At 72.1% G+C, this 15,765-nt stretch carries 13 protein-coding genes and 1 tRNA gene; 8 read left to right on the top strand and 6 right to left on the bottom strand.

The genetic code is table 11. The annotated features are described in order from the left end of the window. Positions 1 to 214: 214 nt before the first annotated feature. From POL72_RS23410 to POL72_RS23400, 3 genes are all read left to right on the top strand, one after another. The gene (locus tag POL72_RS23410) at positions 215 to 541 is read left to right on the top strand and encodes a hypothetical protein (RefSeq protein ID WP_272097734.1); all 327 of its coding nucleotides are present in this window, start codon (positions 215 to 217) and stop codon (positions 539 to 541) included. A 62-nt stretch (positions 542 to 603) separates the two neighbouring features. Continuing rightward, positions 604 to 1,227, top strand: a complete 624-nt coding sequence (locus POL72_RS23405; RefSeq protein WP_272097733.1) for a sigma-70 family RNA polymerase sigma factor — start codon at positions 604 to 606, stop codon at positions 1,225 to 1,227. 266 nt (positions 1,228 to 1,493) lie between these two features. Continuing rightward, positions 1,494 to 2,309, top strand: coding sequence for a hypothetical protein (locus POL72_RS23400; RefSeq protein ID WP_272097732.1), 816 nt, complete (start codon positions 1,494 to 1,496; stop codon positions 2,307 to 2,309). A gap of 316 nt (positions 2,310 to 2,625) precedes the next feature. Here POL72_RS23400 and POL72_RS23395 read toward each other — a convergent pair whose 3' ends face one another. Then, entirely contained in the window at positions 2,626 to 2,772 is a 147-nt protein-coding gene (locus POL72_RS23395; RefSeq protein WP_272097731.1) for a hypothetical protein, read from the bottom strand. 463 nt (positions 2,773 to 3,235) lie between these two features. Here POL72_RS23395 and POL72_RS23390 point away from each other — a divergent pair, with 463 nt between their 5' ends. The 3 genes from POL72_RS23390 to POL72_RS23380 all read left to right on the top strand — a co-directional run bounded on the left by POL72_RS23390 (position 3,236) and on the right by POL72_RS23380 (position 8,225). Continuing rightward, the gene (locus POL72_RS23390; RefSeq protein ID WP_272097730.1) at positions 3,236 to 4,063 is read left to right on the top strand and encodes an electron transfer flavoprotein subunit beta/FixA family protein; all 828 of its coding nucleotides are present in this window, start codon (positions 3,236 to 3,238) and stop codon (positions 4,061 to 4,063) included. Between the two features lie 105 nt (positions 4,064 to 4,168). Further along, positions 4,169 to 5,173: an electron transfer flavoprotein subunit alpha/FixB family protein gene (locus POL72_RS23385; RefSeq protein WP_272097729.1), complete on the top strand. Its 1,005-nt coding sequence runs from the start codon at positions 4,169 to 4,171 to the stop codon at positions 5,171 to 5,173. Between the two features lie 304 nt (positions 5,174 to 5,477). Continuing rightward, on the top strand, positions 5,478 to 8,225 hold the full coding sequence (locus POL72_RS23380) for a hybrid sensor histidine kinase/response regulator (protein WP_272097728.1): 2,748 nt from the start codon (positions 5,478 to 5,480) through the stop codon (positions 8,223 to 8,225). Between the two features lie 393 nt (positions 8,226 to 8,618). Here the strand turns inward: POL72_RS23380 and POL72_RS23375 are convergent. Further along, a tRNA-Pro gene (locus tag POL72_RS23375) sits at positions 8,619 to 8,692 on the bottom strand. Between the two features lie 457 nt (positions 8,693 to 9,149). Between POL72_RS23375 and POL72_RS23370 the strand changes: the two genes are divergently transcribed. Beyond that, positions 9,150 to 9,758 (top strand): response regulator, encoded by a 609-nt coding sequence (locus POL72_RS23370; protein ID WP_012233257.1) that lies wholly within the window; start codon positions 9,150 to 9,152, stop codon positions 9,756 to 9,758. An 80-nt stretch (positions 9,759 to 9,838) separates the two neighbouring features. On the opposite strand, the gene POL72_RS23365 is transcribed toward POL72_RS23370, so the two are convergent. Beyond that, positions 9,839 to 10,555: a TlpA family protein disulfide reductase gene (locus POL72_RS23365; RefSeq protein ID WP_272097727.1), complete on the bottom strand. Its 717-nt coding sequence runs from the start codon at positions 10,553 to 10,555 to the stop codon at positions 9,839 to 9,841. A 77-nt stretch (positions 10,556 to 10,632) separates the two neighbouring features. Here POL72_RS23365 and POL72_RS23360 point away from each other — a divergent pair, with 77 nt between their 5' ends. Next, positions 10,633 to 11,853, top strand: a complete 1,221-nt coding sequence (locus POL72_RS23360; RefSeq protein WP_272097726.1) for a chorismate-binding protein — start codon at positions 10,633 to 10,635, stop codon at positions 11,851 to 11,853. Between the two features lie 10 nt (positions 11,854 to 11,863). On the opposite strand, the gene POL72_RS23355 is transcribed toward POL72_RS23360, so the two are convergent. The 3 genes from POL72_RS23355 to POL72_RS23345 form a co-directional block, all read right to left on the bottom strand. Next, positions 11,864 to 13,309: a protein kinase domain-containing protein gene (locus POL72_RS23355; RefSeq protein WP_272097725.1), complete on the bottom strand. Its 1,446-nt coding sequence runs from the start codon at positions 13,307 to 13,309 to the stop codon at positions 11,864 to 11,866. A 242-nt stretch (positions 13,310 to 13,551) separates the two neighbouring features. Then, positions 13,552 to 14,520 (bottom strand): AgmX/PglI C-terminal domain-containing protein, encoded by a 969-nt coding sequence (locus POL72_RS23350; protein WP_272097724.1) that lies wholly within the window; start codon positions 14,518 to 14,520, stop codon positions 13,552 to 13,554. A 161-nt stretch (positions 14,521 to 14,681) separates the two neighbouring features. Then, the gene (locus POL72_RS23345) at positions 14,682 to 15,641 is read right to left on the bottom strand and encodes a DnaJ C-terminal domain-containing protein (RefSeq protein ID WP_272097723.1); all 960 of its coding nucleotides are present in this window, start codon (positions 15,639 to 15,641) and stop codon (positions 14,682 to 14,684) included. Positions 15,642 to 15,765 lie beyond the last annotated feature (124 nt).

Raw genomic sequence — 15,765 nt, 5'->3', positions numbered from 1 at the left:
CGGCGTCGATTCGGCGTGTTACCTGCCCAGCAGGGCCCCGGCCCACGGTCCAGGCCCGCCGCCCGCTCCAGCGCCCCGCCCACGCCGCTCCTCCGGGACGCGACAAAAAGATCCCGGCCTGTCGCTTTCCTTGTCTGAACGGACCACCCGGCAGTGATTTAGGAGAAGGAACGGGCGCCGCACGCACGCGGGCCCCTTCCTGCGCGAGGTCACCATGCACGACGCATCCGACGAGCCCGACGACCTGGAGCCGCCCGGCAACGCCGATCCCCTGCTGGAGGCCTGCCTCGCCGACGCGCTCGGCCCGTACCTCGGCGCGCTCTCCCCCGAGGAGATCGAGGACTACCGCAGGCTCCTCACGATCTTCATCAAGACGCACCCCGCCGCCGCGCCGCTCTACGACCGCTTGCGGGCCAGGCCTCCGGTCCCCTCCGAGAGCGGCGAGGTCGCGCGCGACGCGTCGTCCCAGCGCGCCGGCGGGCCCGCGGCCGGCGAGGCGGCGGCGGCGCGCCGCGACGGCACCTTCGGTGGGCGGCGGTGACCCCCGGCGAGCGCCCGTCTCCACCTCTCCCTGACCAGGAGCGCGTGCTGGAGGCGCTGCCCATGGCCCGCCACGTCGCGCGCACGACAGCGCAGGTCCATGGCGTGCGGACGTCCCAGCGCCTCGAGGACTGCGAGCAGGCGGCCTATCAGGCGCTGCTGGAGGCCAGCCCCGGATACGACCCGACCCGCGGCGTCCCGTTCAGCGTCTATGCCTGGAAGCGGGTCGCCGGCGCCGTCCTCCGGCTGCTCACCCGCGAGGCATCGTTCCAGCGCGCCGGGCTCGACGCCTTCCTCGATGCGGCCGAGTCGGTGCGGGACACGAGCGACCCGTTCAGCGACGACGACGCCGACGCGCGGAGCCAGCTCCTGGAGCCGTGCCGCGCGCTCGTCTTCGCGCGCTTCGTCGCGCACACCGGCGAGCGGCTCAAGGCGCGCCCCGAGGACGCGCTCACGCGCACACGCGCGTTCGAGGCGCTCGGGATCGCGCTCCGCGGCCTCGACGAGCGGGAGGCGCGCCTCATCGAGCTCCGGTACTGGCAAGACCTCTCCTGGGCCAAGGTCGCGGCCGAGCTCGGCGTCCACGAGAAGCACGCGATGCGCATGGACGAGCACCTGCGCAGGCGGCTCCGGGGTGATCTGCAGGCGAGCCACGTCGAGGAGCCGCCGCCGAGCGAGGGGACCTGAAGGACCTCCGCGCCGGACCACCCGAGCTTCCGGAGCAAAAGGCAATTACAGGCGATAACACCCTGCGTCCCTCTCGAGCCGTGAATCGGCTGTAATCGAGCGGTAATCAAGCCGGAATCGAGCAGCGGCGCCCCTCCCGGACGCGCCGCGGGCCGACTCGAAATCTCGCGCCGTGCAAAAGAGACTTTACACTGCCCATCCGGACTGAGAGCTTGACGAATGGTGCATTCCCCGGCGCGTCGCCGGAGGACAACCAAGGAGGCACCATGGCCCTCAAAGACCTCTCTCCTCGTCAGATGGTCCAGATCACCGGCGCATGGCTCGACCCGGAGCGCGAAAGGCCGCGCCTCGTGTCGCTGAAACGGTGCGCCCCGCTCATCGACGATATCGAGGAGGCGCACGAAGGCGTCTTGAAGTCGCACCGGCGGCAGAAGAAGGCGAACGACGAGCTCTCCGCGATCCAGCAAAGGCAGGTCGTGGTCGATCAGATCCACGATCGCAAGGCGCGCGGCGCCCACGCGGTGCTCACCGGCTTCGCCGATCTGGCCGACGATCCCGAGGACGCGGCGATCTGTCTCGAGATTCGAGATCAGCTCTTCGCGGATGGGCTCAAGTTCATCGGGGCGAGCTACAGCGATGAGGCGGGCGAGGTGAAGCTCGCGCGCGACCGGCTGACGCCGGAGTCCAAGGCGGCGCTCCGGGCGCTGCCGACGCCGGGGGGCAACCTGCTCAAGGCGGTGCAGTCGTGGTTTGCCGCGGGCGACGAGCTCGGCAAGCTCGACGCGCAGCGGATCCACCTTTCGGCGGAGGACCGGCCGGGCGCGGCCGACCCGCGCGGCGGGCAGCTCCGGGCGCGCAATCGCTGGATCAAGGTGGTGCGCAGCGTCCTCCAGATGCTGGAGCTCGAGGGGGCCGACGAGGAGACGGCGCGCCGGCTGCTCGCGCCGCTCCAGCGGGAGGCGGCCAAGGCCGAGCGCCGGCGCTCGGGCGGCAAGGAGGAGAGTGACGTGGAAGGCGGCGCGCCGCCGGACGCCGGCGAGCCAGCGATCGACGAGGGAGCCGCTGCGACAGGCGTGGATTGACGGAGCCGCCCCTCCGCCGGGCTCTGATGGGAGACTCGATCCGTTAACCACCCCCCTCCACCGGGCCCTGCTGGCAGACTCGATCCGTTAACCACCCCCTTCGCCGGGCCTCCTGGCAGACTCGATCCGTTAACCACCCCCCTCCGCCACGCCTTCCTGGCAGACTCGATCCGTTAACCACCCCCCTCCGCCGGGCCTTCTTGACGGACTCCATCCGTCAAGAGCCCCCTCCGCCCCCCCTCTCAACGGCTCAGAGCCGTTGCGCCCCCCTCCACCGCCCCCTCTCAACGGATCGCATCCGTAAACGCCCCCTCCCTCACCATTGGTCACCAACGTTCTCGTGGTCGTGGTCGTGGTCGTGGTCGTGGTCGTGGTCGTGGTCGTGGTCGTGGTCGTGGTCGTGGTCGTGGTCGTGGTCGTCAACGGCTCGATCGTGAACGTGAACGTCACCCGGAAGTCGCACTCTCCTTTGTTGACCAAGGTTCCGGCAGAACGTTCACGTCAACGGTCTGTCGTTGACGACCACGACCACGACCACGTTCACGACCACGACCACGACCACGTTCACGACCACGACCACGACCACGTTCACGACCACGACCACGTTCACGACGCTCTCCGCCCCTCTCGATGGATCCCCTCCGTTGCGCCCTCCTTCCGCCACTCCCTCACAACGGATCACCTCGCCTCTCCCGCCCCGCGAGGCCCCTCACAATGGCTCCGCCCTTCGAATAGGCCGTCGCGCCTGCTTGACGCACCACGTCGGCGCTGCCATGACCGGCTCCCTCCGCCTCGGGCGTGCTGTTTCAGCCGCGCGCGCCGGGTCCACGCATGGGGCCGCCGGCCCGGCCGTCGCAAGCGTGGCGCGTCCTTGCCGAGGCGGACTACGCTCTGCGTTACCACACAGCAACAGGAGCCACCGAGCCGTGAAGATCCTCGTTCCGCTCAAGCGCGTCGCCGATCCGGATAACGCGAACAAGGTGAAGATCCCCGCTTCCGGGGACAAAATCGAGACGACCGGGCTCGAGTGGAAGCCCAACCCGTTCGACGAGTACGCGCTCGAAGCGGCGCTGCGCCTGACCGAGGACGGCAAGGCGCCGAAGACGCGGGCGGGCGAGGTCGTCGTCGTCACCTTCGGACCGAAGGAGACCGAGCCGACCCTCCGCGCCGCGCTCGCCACCGGCGCCGACAAGGCCATCCGGGTCGACGCCACCGACGACAAGCTCGACGGCGACCTCGTGGCCCGCGCCCTCAAGACGCTCGTCGAGCGCGAGAAGCCCGACGTCGTGGTCATGGGCAAGCAGGCCGTCGACGGCGACTCCAACCAGGTCGGCCAGATCCTCGCCGAGCTGCTCGACTGGCCGCTCGCCACGTTCGCCGCGACCATCAAGGAAGAGAAGGGCGCGCTCCTCGTCGGCCGCGAGGTCGACGGCGGCGTCTCCACCCTCCGCGTGCGCCTGCCGGCCGTCGTCACCGTCGACCTCCGCATCGTCGCGCCGACGAGCGTCTACTCCCAGAAGACGGCGCCCGCGTTCAAGTACAACGACGGCGTCCGCTTCGCGGCGCTCCCCGCGATCATGGCCGCCAAGAAGAAGCCCCTCACCGAGGTGAAGCTCGCCGACCTCGCCGCGGACCAGGCGCTCAAGGTCCAGTACACAGCGTTCCAGCCGCCCCCCGCGCGCAAGGCGGGCATCAAGGTGAAGGACGTCAGCGAGCTCGTCTCGCGCCTCAAGAACGAGGCGAAGGTCATCTGACGGGACGCAGCAGGGACAGGACGGGACGCGACAAGAGGCCGAAGACATCGAGGGTGCCGCCGACGCGCACCCCGACCCGCAGCGGCGGGTCGTGCAGGAGGGATCATGGCTGACGTTCTCGTGGTGGCCGAGGCCGCCGATGGAAAGCTGAAGAAGACGACGCACTCCGCTGTCACGTTCGCGAGGCAGGCGGCGGCGGCGCTCGGCGGGACGTACTCGATCCTCGTGATCGGCGACGCCCTCGGCGACGCGGCCGCCGAGGCCGCGACGCTCGGCGCGGCCAAGGTGCTCGTCGCCCAGGCGAGCTCGCTGAAGGACTACGTCGCCGAGCGCTACGTGCCGACCGTCGCTGCGGCCGCCAAGGGGACCGCGAACGCGGATCCCCGCACGTCGGCGACGTACGCCGTCGTCGTGGGCACCGCGAGCGCCTACGGCAAGGACCTGCTCCCGCGCGTCGCGGCGCGGCTCTCGGCAGGGTTCGCGAGCGACATCTCCGAGCTCCTCCCCGAGGGGGGCAAGCTCAAGTACAAGCGCCCCATGTACGCCGGCAACGCGTACGGCGTCTGCACCGTCTCGACCCCCGTCCAGGTCGTGAGCGTCCGCCAGAGCGCGTTCGCCGCCGCCGAGCCCACCGGGTCGACGTCGCCGATCGAGCAGGTCGCGGTCGTCCCGCCGAGCGCGGCGGCCGAGCGCGTCGAGTTCGTCTCCTTCGACCAGGTGAAGAGCGAGCGCCCCGAGCTCACCGAGGCCAAGGTCGTCGTCTCCGGCGGCCGCGCCCTGAAGGAGCGCTTCAACGAGGTCCTCGACCCGCTCGCCGACGTCCTCGGCGCCGCCGTCGGCGCCAGCCGCGCCGCGTGCGACGCCGGCTACGCCGCCAGCGACCTCCAGGTCGGCCAGACGGGCAAGGTCGTCGCCCCCTCGCTCTACATCGCCGTCGGCATCTCGGGCGCCATCCAGCACCTCGCAGGGATGAAGGGCTCGAAGGTCATCGTCGCCATCAACAAGGACGCCGACGCGCCCATCTTCCAGGTCGCCGACTACGGCCTGGTCGCCGATCTCTTCGCGACCGTGCCCGAGCTCGCGAAGCAGATCCAGGCGGCCCGCAGCTGATCCTCGCGCGACCGCAACGGACGCAACCAACGCAACGGACGCGACCGACGCGACCGACGCGACCGACGCGGCCACCGCGACCGACGCGGCCACCGCGACCGACGCGGCCAGCGCGAACGAAGCGACCGGCACGACCGATCCCGCCGGGGTGCACCTCGTCCGCCCTCCAGGGATGCGGTCGTGCTCCGGCTCACCGGATGAGTCCGTCCAGCGAGAAGTTCACGTTCACCGACGCGATTTCCGTGTCAGGTCGCGCACGTAGCATCTTGTTCGCGTCCTGCGGCCGTGGGATCCCTTGAGCCCTATGCCCGAACGCCCGGACATGCCGATCGTCGCGGCGCTCGCGCAGGCGCGGGCATTGCTGTACGACGCGGCCACGACCACCGAGCAGCGGCGGCTCATCGGCCCCACGGTCATGGAGATCGACCGCGCGATCGTGAGCTTCGACCCGACCGCGAGCGCCTCGTTCGAGCTCACGCCGCTCGCGGCGTCGGTGCCGCCGGTCGACACGGAGATCGAGGCGCTGCGCCGCGAGGTCGAGCGGCTGCGCGTGATTACGCAGCACGAGCGCGGGCTCCTCGACGCGCTCCTCAGCGAGAGCCCGCACGGCATCATCGTCTCCGACAGCCAGGGCAAGCTGATCCTCCAGAACCGCGCCTCCGAGCGGATCTGGGCCGGCAGCTCCACCGCCGAGAACGTCGAGGGCTGGGGGCGCTACCGCGCGTTCCACCCCGACGGGCGGCCGTTCGACGGCGGCGACTGGTCGATGGCGCGGTGCCTGTCGCGCAAGGAGACCGTCCCCGCGGAGGAGATCCACTTCCAGCGCTTCGACGGCACCCACGGGATGCTGCTCGGCAGCTGCGCGCCGCTCTTCTCGCCTGAAGGCGAGATGCTCGGCGCTGTGTCCATCTTCGCCGACATCACCCAGTTCAAGCAGCTCGAGGCGGACCTCCGGGTCAGCAAGACCAAGTTCTCGACGACGCTGAAGAGCATCGGCGACGCGGTCATCTCGACCGACGGCTCCGGGCGCATCGACTTCATGAACGCCGTGGCCGAGACGCTGACCGGCTGGACGCTCGACGAGGCGAAGGACCGCCGCCTGTCCGATGTCTTCCGGGTCATCTCCGAGCAGACGCGCGACGACCTCGACAACCCCGTCACCGAGGTGCTGCGCCACGGCGGCATCATCGGGCTCGACGACACCACGCTGCTCCTGCGCAAGGACGGCTCGGAGCTCGCGATCGACTCGAACGGCGCGCCGATCCGGAGCGAGGAGGGCGAGCTCGTCGGGCTCGTGCTGGTCTTCCGCGACGTGACCGAGAAGCGGCTCGCCGACAAGCGGCGCTACTTCATCGGCGAGGCGAGCCGGCAGCTCGCGCTGTCGGGCCTCGACTACGAGACCACGCTGGCCAACATCGCCCGCCTCGCGGTGCCGCACATCGCCGACGCCACGGTGGTGGACATCGTCGAGCCGGACGGCGCGCTGAGCCGGCTCGCGGCCGTGCACGCGAGCGACACGAAGAAAGCGCTGGGGCGGGATCTCCCGGCCCGCTACCCGAAGGATCCCGACGTGCCGCGCGCGGTGCAGGCCGTGCTCCGGTGCGGCGAGTCGCTCCTGCTCCCCGAGGTCGAGGGCATGGCGTGGCAGCGCGCCGCGTCGCTGAAGCCCGGCAACGAGTGCTGGTCCGGCGCGCACGACCCGGCGTACCTCGCGCTGCTCCGGGAGCTCGGCGTCCGCTCGGCGATGATCGTGCCGCTGCGCGCCCGGGACCGGACGCGCGGGGCGATCACGCTGCTCTCGACCGAGTCGAGCCGGCGCTACACCGTCGAGGATCTCGCGCTCGCCGAGGAGCTCTGCAACTTCGCCGCGCTCGCGCTCGACAACGCCCAGCTCTACCGCGAGTCGCAGCAGGTCAACCGCGCCAAGGACGAGTTCCTGGCGACACTCTCGCACGAGCTCAGGACCCCGCTCACCGCGATCCTCGGCTGGGCGCGCATGCTGCGGCAGGGCTCGCTGAAGCCGGATACGCACGTCCGCGCGCTGGAGGCGATCGAGCGCAACGGCACGCTCCAGGCGCAGCTCGTCGAGGACCTCCTCGACGCCTCCCGCATCATCACCGGCAAGCTGCGGCTCGACGTGATGCTCGTCGACCTGCCGCCGATCATCAACGCCGCCATCGACGCGGTCCGCCACGGCGCGGACGCGAAGGGGATCGAGCTACTCGTGCAGCTCGACCCGAACGCGGGGCCGATCTCGGGCGACCAGACGCGGCTGCAGCAGGTGGTGTGGAACCTCCTGTCGAACGCGATCAAGTTCACCCCGCGCGGCGGCAAGGTCTCGATCCAGCTCGGCAGGGCCGAAGGCCTGGCGCGCATCCAGGTGAGCGACACCGGCCAGGGCATCGTGCCGGAGTTCCTGCCGTACGTGTTCGATCGCTTCCGCCAGGCCGACAGCACGAGCACGCGGCCGCACAGCGGGCTCGGGCTCGGCCTGGCGATCGCCCGCCACCTCGTCGAGCTCCACGGCGGCACCGTGAAGGCGGAGAGCGCCGGGGACGGCAAGGGCGCGACGTTCACGGTGGACATCCCGCTCGCGCCCCGGGGCGCCATCGCGGCGCTCCAGAGGGCCGAAGGGCTGCTCCCCCTGTCCAACGAGCCGGAGCCGACGCTCCAGGGCGTCCGGGTGCTGATGGTCGACGACGAGCCGGACGCGCGGGAGCTCGTGACGACGGTGCTGGAGCGCAAGGGGGCGAGCATCACGGCGGTCGCGACGGTCGACGAGGCGCTGTCCGCGATCCAGCGAGAGAAGCCCGACGTGATCCTGAGCGATCTCGGGATGCCCGGGGAGGACGGCTACAGCCTGATCCGGCGCCTGCGCGCGCAGAGCCCAGAGCAGGGAGGGCGCATCCCCGCGGCGGCGCTGACCGCGTACGCGAGCGCCCAGGACCGGACCCGCGCGCTGCTGGCGGGGTTCCAGTCGCATGTGCCCAAGCCGATCGAGGCGTCCGAGCTCGCGGCCGTGATCGCCAACCTGGCGGGACGCACGGGGTAACACCGCAGCCGACCACGACCACCCCAACGTGGTCGTGGTCGTGGTCGTGGTCGTGGTCGTGGTCGTACACGGCCAGACGTAAACGTAAACGCCCACGGTCAGGACGGCCGCTGGCAGCCGTCTTCCGGGCTGGCGAGGTCAGGCAGGATCGCTCGTGGATGCGGCGCTGACGTCCACGTTTACGTCTGGCCGTGTACGTCCACGACCACGTTCACGTCCACGACCACGTCCACGTCCACGTTCACGTTCACGTCCACGTGAACCGTTCACGTCCACGACCACGTTCACGTGAACCGCGGGGGGAAGAGGGAGCAGGTGGGGCTACGGAGGGAGCGCCCAAACGACGAAGGGCGGCTATCAAGCCGCCCTTCGTGGAATCCCAGATGAACTGAGTCGGGGCGAGAGGATTTGAACCTCCGACTCCTCGGTCCCGAACCGAGTGCGCTACCAGGCTGCGCTACGCCCCGTTCGCTGCCCCAAGAGCAACGCCCGCTGAACAGCGGGCGCGCAACATCGCCAAGAGTGAGCCGCTTGTCAAGATGAAATGACCAGGGGTCCACCGCTCCACCGCTGGCCCGCGCCCCATCCCCGGAAGCACCCGCGCACCGCATGGCAGCCAGATGACAGAAAGCGGCAGGAATTCGCTCACTTCGGAGCGCGCCCGGCGCCCCGGACGTTTCACGAAGCCAAGAATCGTGGGAGCGCAAGAAAAAAGTCCCGTCCTAACTTGCTCAGGCCGTGTTAAAGTGTCACTGGAATCCCGATGTTGCCGAAAGGAAGCAGAGAGCGAGGCGTCTGGTGCGCCGGTGAGGGCCTCGCCACCTGCTCGCGCAACTCGAGCAGGGGACCGCACGGGCGGCCCCTTCCAGGACGGACCAGGGCGACCGGCCGGCTCCGGCGGTCGTGACGTGAGAGGAGGAACAGGTGGCAATTGAGCTTCCCGCTGTACGCATTCTGATCGTCGACGACGACCGCGCGATCTGTGACTACATGCAGACGCTGCTCGAGCGCGACGGGTACCAGGTCAAGACGCTGGGCGACCCCACGACCGTGGAGGAAGAGGTGCGCACCGGCGGCTACCACCTCATCATCCTCGACCTGATGATGCCGAAGCTCGACGGCATCGAGGTGCTCAAGCGGATCCGCAAGGTCGACAACGACATCGCCGTCGTCATCTTCACCGGCTTCCCCAACCTCGAGAGCGCCGTCGCGTCTATGAAGCTCGACGCGGTCGACTACATCAAGAAGCCGTTCAACGTGGACGAGTTCCGCGAGGTGCTCGCCCGCGTCATGCGCAAGAAGGGCCTCGCGCGCACGCCCGAGGAGCAGCTCCACCGCGTCATCGGCGACACGATCAGGAACCTCCGCAAGGACAAGGACCTCACGCTGAAGCAGATGGCGCGCCGCACGGGGCTCAGCGTGTCGCTGCTGTCGCAGATCGAGCGCGCGGAGTCGTCGGCGTCGATCTCGTCGCTCTACAAGATCGCGGTCGCGCTCGAGTCGCGCATCCAGGACCTCTTCGGCCACTACTGATCCGCTCGCCGAGCGGCGACGCCCGGGCGCGTGCGTGGACGCGCGCGTGCGTGGACGCGCGCGTCCGGGCCAGCGCCGGCTCAGCGCCGCGCGCCGCGCTCGATCGCCGCGTCGAGCTCGTCGGGCGCGAGGCCGGCGATCGCCTCCACCCGCGCGCCCGCTCTGTCGAAGACGATCACGTACGGCAGCTTCGAGATCTGCTTCAGGTACCGCCGGGCGAGCGGGCTGTCCCAGTCGACGATGTCGAGCTTGCGGTACGCGACGTCCTTGCGGGCCTCGAGCACCTTGACCATGTGCGCGTCCAGCTTGCGGCAGGGCAGGCACCAGGCCGCCACGAAGTCGATGACCGTGACCTTGCCCGGGACGATCTGCGCGCCGAGGTCGGGGATGTCCGCGCCGCCCTCCTCGATCGTCCGGGCGTCCGCGCCCTCGGGAAAGGTCGCCCAGCCGACGTACTGCCCCTGGCCGGCGCCGAGCACCGCCTCGAACCCCTCGTCCGCGGCGAGCCGCTTCACGGTCCCCGCGACGTCGAACGACCGCGACGCGGTGACGGAGATCTCGGCGCGCCGCCTGTCGAAGGCGGCCGAATAGACGCCCGGGCGCTCGCGGAGATCCGCGATGAGCTCGGCGCCGCACGCCTCGCAGTCGATCTTTCGCAGCGAGACGACCGTGGTGCGCGCGCCCTCCGGGACGGGCTGCGCGCCGCCGCAGGCAACCAGCCAGCCGACGAAGGCAACCAGCCAGCCGCCGCAGGCAGCCAGACGAAGGGCCGAGGAGAGGGCGTTCGCGCTTCGCACCGCGTCCTTCGAGGTACCTTGCCCGCCTTCGCCGCGCGGCGCAACGTCGTGTAGGCTGCGCCGCGATGAGCTCCGTCGTGACCCGTACCCTGCCGGCCGATCACGTCACGCCGGTCCGCGCCTACGCAGCGCTCCGCGCCCAGTCGCCAGGCCGGTCGTCGTTCATGCTCGAGTCCGCCCTGCCCGGCGAGCGCTGGGGCCGCTACGCGATCCTCGGCTACAGGGCGCGCGCCGAGACCCTCCTCCCGAGCGGGTTCGACCCGTTCGCCACGCTCGAGGACGGGCTCGCGCAAGCCGCGGTACAAGACACGCCGGACGCACAGGACACGGCGCGCGACCTGGCGGCCCGCGTCTGTCAGGCCTGGGTCGGTTTCCTCGCCTACGATGCGGTGCACCTGCTCCTGGGCGTCGAGCCGTGGCCCGACGAGGCCTACCTCGGACGGGTGATGAAGGACGCGACCGTCGTCGTGTTCGACAGCGTGGCGCAGACCATGACCATCGCCGGCCAGTCGCAAGGCGCCGTGAGCCGATGCGCCTGGGAGCTGTCGCATGGGCCAGAGCAGATGAGCCTCCCCGCGCTCGATCCACAGGCCCTGCCAGAGCACGTCGAGACGCCGGTGGCCGACGAGGACTTCGCCGCGAAGGTGGCCGCCGCGCACGAGCGCGTCGCGGCCGGCGAAGCGAAGGAGGTCGTGCTCGCCCGCAGGTTCCGGGCCCCGCTGCGCGGCGCGGATCCGTTCGACGTGTACCGGGCGCTGCGGGTGCTCGCGCCGTCGACCCACCTCTACTTCCTCGACTTCGCGGAGTCGCCGTTCGCGCCGGGCCTCACCGTGGCGGGCGCGTCGGGCGAGACGCTCGTCCGCCTCGAGCGCGATCCATCGGCGGGGGCGAGCGCAGGCGACGCGTCGCCCGTCGAGGCGCTGCGCGCCGCCTTCGCGCGCGGCAGCGCCGTCGGCGCGCCGGCGCCGCGCGCGAGCGGCGTCAGCCGTCGCCTCGAGGCGGGCTCGCGCCGGATCTACGGCGGCTCGGTCGGGTACTTCGGGCCGGAGGGCGCGGAGATGGCGCACTCGCTCGGCGCCGTCTGGGTCGAGTCGGGGTACTTCGAGACGATGACCGGCGCGCGCATCGGGGACGGGAGCGACCCGCGCGCGGCGTCGGAACGGACGCGCGGCGACGCGCGCGCGGCGCTGTCGGCGATCCGCGCGGCACAGGAGGCGCGCAAGGCGAGCGACGCGGCCGCGGAGAAGAGAGCCGCCGCCGAGAAGGCTGCCGACGACGACGCGGTCCGGAGCGCGTAGCGCGCCGCGCTCAGTCGTGCGCCAGGCTCTGGCGGGCGCGACCGCCCGAGGCGGTCGCCCCCGTGGCGGTGCCCGGCCGCGCGAGGCGCGACGAAGCGGCGGCCTGGGGCGCGGCCGCGGCAGCGCGTGCGCCGCGCTGAGGAGGCTCGGGAGGCGACGGCCGAGCCGGCGGCGAGGCGGCCGCCTCGAGCGCGGCGGCGCGCGCCGCCTGGGCCTTGCCGGCAGCGAGGACCGCCGAGAGCACGGCCGCCCTGGCGCCGGTCGCGGCCATCGCAGGCCGCGGGCGCTCGGGCCGCGTGAGCGTCACGAGCGTCGCGACGCCCATCAGCGCAACGAGGCCGGCGGGGAGGAGCCAGCCGAGGCGCGCGGGCGACGCGAGCCCGCGCAGGACGCCGGCGCTCTCGGCGGCGAGCAGGGTGTCCGGCGGCGTCGTACGGCTCGCGGTCGGCGGCTCGGAGCCGGCCTCCAGCCGCGCGGCAGCGCGAGGGGCCGCCGCGCTCGCGTGCGCGAACGTCACGACCGGCGCCCGCACCGAGGCGACGCCGGAAGCGCGCGCCGACACAGGCGGGCGCTGGAGGCCGGAGGAGGGCGGCGGCGCGTGCTCCGCGATGCCGGCGAACGACCCCACCATCTCCTCCACCGAGCGGAAGCGCCGGGCCCGGTCGCGCGCGAACGCCTTCTCGAAGAAGCCGTCCAGCGCGGCAGGCAGCCTCGGCGCGAGCCGCGTCGCGACGGGCACCGGCGCGAGCAGGATCTTCGAGGCGACGACGCTGGCGACGTCGCCGGGGAACGGGAGGTGACCGGTGACCGCGCGAAACAGGATCGCGGCCAGCGACCAGAGATCGGTCTGCGCGTCGAGGGTCCGCTCCGCCCGGATCTGCTCCGGGCTGAGGTAGTGGAGCGCGCCCGCGCTCACCTCGGCCGCGATCTCGCCCACGAGCCGCGGCGCGAGCGCCCTCGGGAGGCCGAAGTCGAGCACCTTCACGACCTCCTCGTCGCCCTCCAGCGCGAGGAAGAGGCTCTCCGGCCGGAGGCTCTGGTGAAGGACGCCCGCCGCGTGGGCGGCCTGCAGGGCGTCGCCGGCCTGCGCCGCGACGCGCGCGGACTCCTCCAGCGAGAGCCGGCCGCGCCGGACCAGGCGCGCCGCGAGATCCTCGCCGGAGAGCAGATCCATCGCCAGGTAGACAACGCCGTCCTCGATGCCGTGATCGCGCACGCTCACGACGTGCCGCGACGAGAGCTCGGCGGCGGCGCGGACCCAGCGGTCGAGCCAGAGGATCTCCCCCGTGGCGCCGGCGTCGGGGTCGAAGAGCTTCAGGGCGACGCGAACACCCAGCTGCAGCTCGCGCGCGGCCCAGACCGAGCCGCGGTCGCGCGCGATCCGCGCGAACGGACGCGCGAGCTGCCTCTCCAGCAGATATTTCCCCCCAACGACGGTGCCCGGTGAGATGTCCATTGGTTACCTGAGCCTCCTCCCCCACCGTAAAGTTGCACATACGCCATGCGGCGCAATTTGGCGTTGCGGATCGCTGCACGGTTTGCTTATCCGACCGCGTCGGCCGCGCAGGCGGCGGGAGCGTTCGCACCACACGCCGCGCGCGGGAAGGGGCGAATCGTGTCGCGGAGCACACGGGGCTCGTCCCGGTTGGGGCGGACCGAACCCGGGCGCCGAGGTAGGTGCAGCGTCAGGCGGCGCGACTAGGGCGCTGAGGGCTGCGGCTCGGGCGAAAAACGGAGCGGCGCGACGAAGCGCAGATCGCCGCCCTCCGGCGCCGGGAACGTGAGCGCTCGCGCGCGCCGGAGCACGCAGCGGGTGAGCCGTTCGTCCGGGAAGCGCGACTCGGCCTCGAAGGCCTCGTCGACGGCGCCGCTGTCGGTCACGTGGAAGCGGATCGCGAGGCGGCCCCAGAGCGCCGGCGCGCCCGCGAGGGCCTCTTCGTAGCAGCTCCGCCACGCCGGCATGGCCTCGACCAGGGCGGCGGTGATCGCGTCCGGCCGGAGCTCGCCAGGGCCAGGAGCGAGGACGGACGGCGGGGGCTCGACCGGCTCGTCGCCCGGATAGACCTGCAGCGTGGCCACGATTGTCGAGCCGGCCTTGGCCCCGGGGAGCGGGAGCGACCGCGCGCGCGCGGCGAGGCACGAGACGACGTCCGGCGCGGAGAGCGTGGACGAGGTGGCGCGCGCCCCCGTGACCTTGCCGGCGCGGCTCACCGTGAGCCGCACCCTCGTCTTGCCGTGCAGCGTCGGGTCCCGGTACGCGCGCAGGCGGTAGCACGAGTAGACGTGGATCCAGAGGTGCCGCCGGGCGATGCGCTGCACCTCGCTCGCCTTGAGCGGACCCTTCACCTGGTCGATGTCCACGATGATCCTCGGCAGCGGGTGCCCCTCGGCCGGAGGCGGCGGCGCGGGGGGATCCCCCCTGCCCCCGGCGTTCCAGCGATCCCGCTCCGCCACCTCAGCCTGGCCGCGGGGCACGAGGTGGCGGCCGAGCTTGTAGGGCGGATCGATCGCGATCGAGGGCCCCTGCGAGGCGCCGCGCGCGTCGCCCTCGGCGGCCGCCGCGGACGGGTCCCCGACGGAGGCGCCCGGCGCCGCAGGCGAGGCCACCGGAGGCGCGGCCGGGGCGCGCGGCTCGGTGGAGGAGGCGGCGGGCGCGGGCGCGTCCACCCGCCGGGGCGGACGCCCTGGCTGGGCGGCGGCCGGGGCGGAGAGGCCGGCGGCGCGCGGGGCCGGGCGCGGCTGCGCCGGCGAGGCGCACGCGGCAAGCGCGGCGGCCGCCGCGAGGAGCGCGCTGTACGCGCGGCCCGGGCCGCGCCGGGAGGCCGCGCTCAGAACCGGAGATCGCCGCGCGGCGCCTCCACCTTGCCGTCGAGCGCGTCGATCGCCTTCGCGACCTCGGGGTCGTCGACGGTGGGGACGTGCACGACGAACTTCACGTAGAGATCCCCGGGCTCCTTCGCCTTGCGGGCGATGCCCTTGCCGCGCAGCCGCATCACCTGGCCGGTCTGGGTGCGCGCCGGGATCTTGAGCGTCACCTCGCCGTCGGGCGTGGGGATGCGGATCTTCTCGCCCCGGTAGGCCTCGGCCAGGGTGACGGGGACGTCGAGGTGGAGGTCGTCGCCCTCGCGCTTGAAGAACGGGTGCGGCGTGACGTGGATGTTGAGCAGCAGATCGCCGGGCTCGCCGCCGCCCATGCCCGGCGCGCCCTGGCCGCGGATGCGCAGGCGGCTGCCCTCGGCGGCCCCGGGCGGGACGCGCACCGTGACCGGCTCGGGATCGCCCTCGCGCTGGAGCTGGAGCGTCGTGCCGCGCACCGCCGACACGAAATCGATGGTGAGGTTCTGCTCGATGTCGCCGCCGCGGCCGCGCGCGGGCTGCGGGCGCCGGCCCGCGCCAGCACGGCCGCCGCGGCCAAAGAGATCGCCGAGGATGTCGCCGAGGTCGCCTCCGCCGGGGGCGTTGCCGAAGATCTCCTGGACGTCGAAGCCGCCGGGGCCGCGGCCCCCGCCGCCGGCCCGCGCGTTCGCGTAGCGGCGGTAGGCGCGGGCGCGCTCGGGATCGAAGTTCTGCGAGAGGCTCTCCTCGCCGAACTCGTCGTACAGCGCGCGCTTCGTCTTGTCGCTCAGCACCTCGTGAGCCTGGTTGATCTCCTTGAACTTCTGCTCGTTGGCCTTCCCCGGGCTCTTGTCCGGGTGGTACTTCATCGCGAGCTTGCGGAACGCCTTCTTGATGCTGTCCTCGTCCGCGTCGCGCGAGACGCCGAGCACGGAGTAGAGATCACGAGCCATGGTCGTCCGTCATCGTTCTGGTCCGCGGGAGGTGCGAGGCCTGCGGACCGCTACGGGCCTTCATCGGGCCGAAACCTAGATCCCCGTCTGTCCTCGTCCACTGGGGCCGCCGCCTGCACGAGCG

This window comes from Sorangium aterium (genome assembly GCF_028368935.1).
GTDB lineage: Bacteria > Myxococcota_A > Polyangia > Polyangiales > Polyangiaceae > Sorangium > Sorangium atrum.
This window is presented reverse-complemented; position numbering and strand designations above follow the sequence as displayed.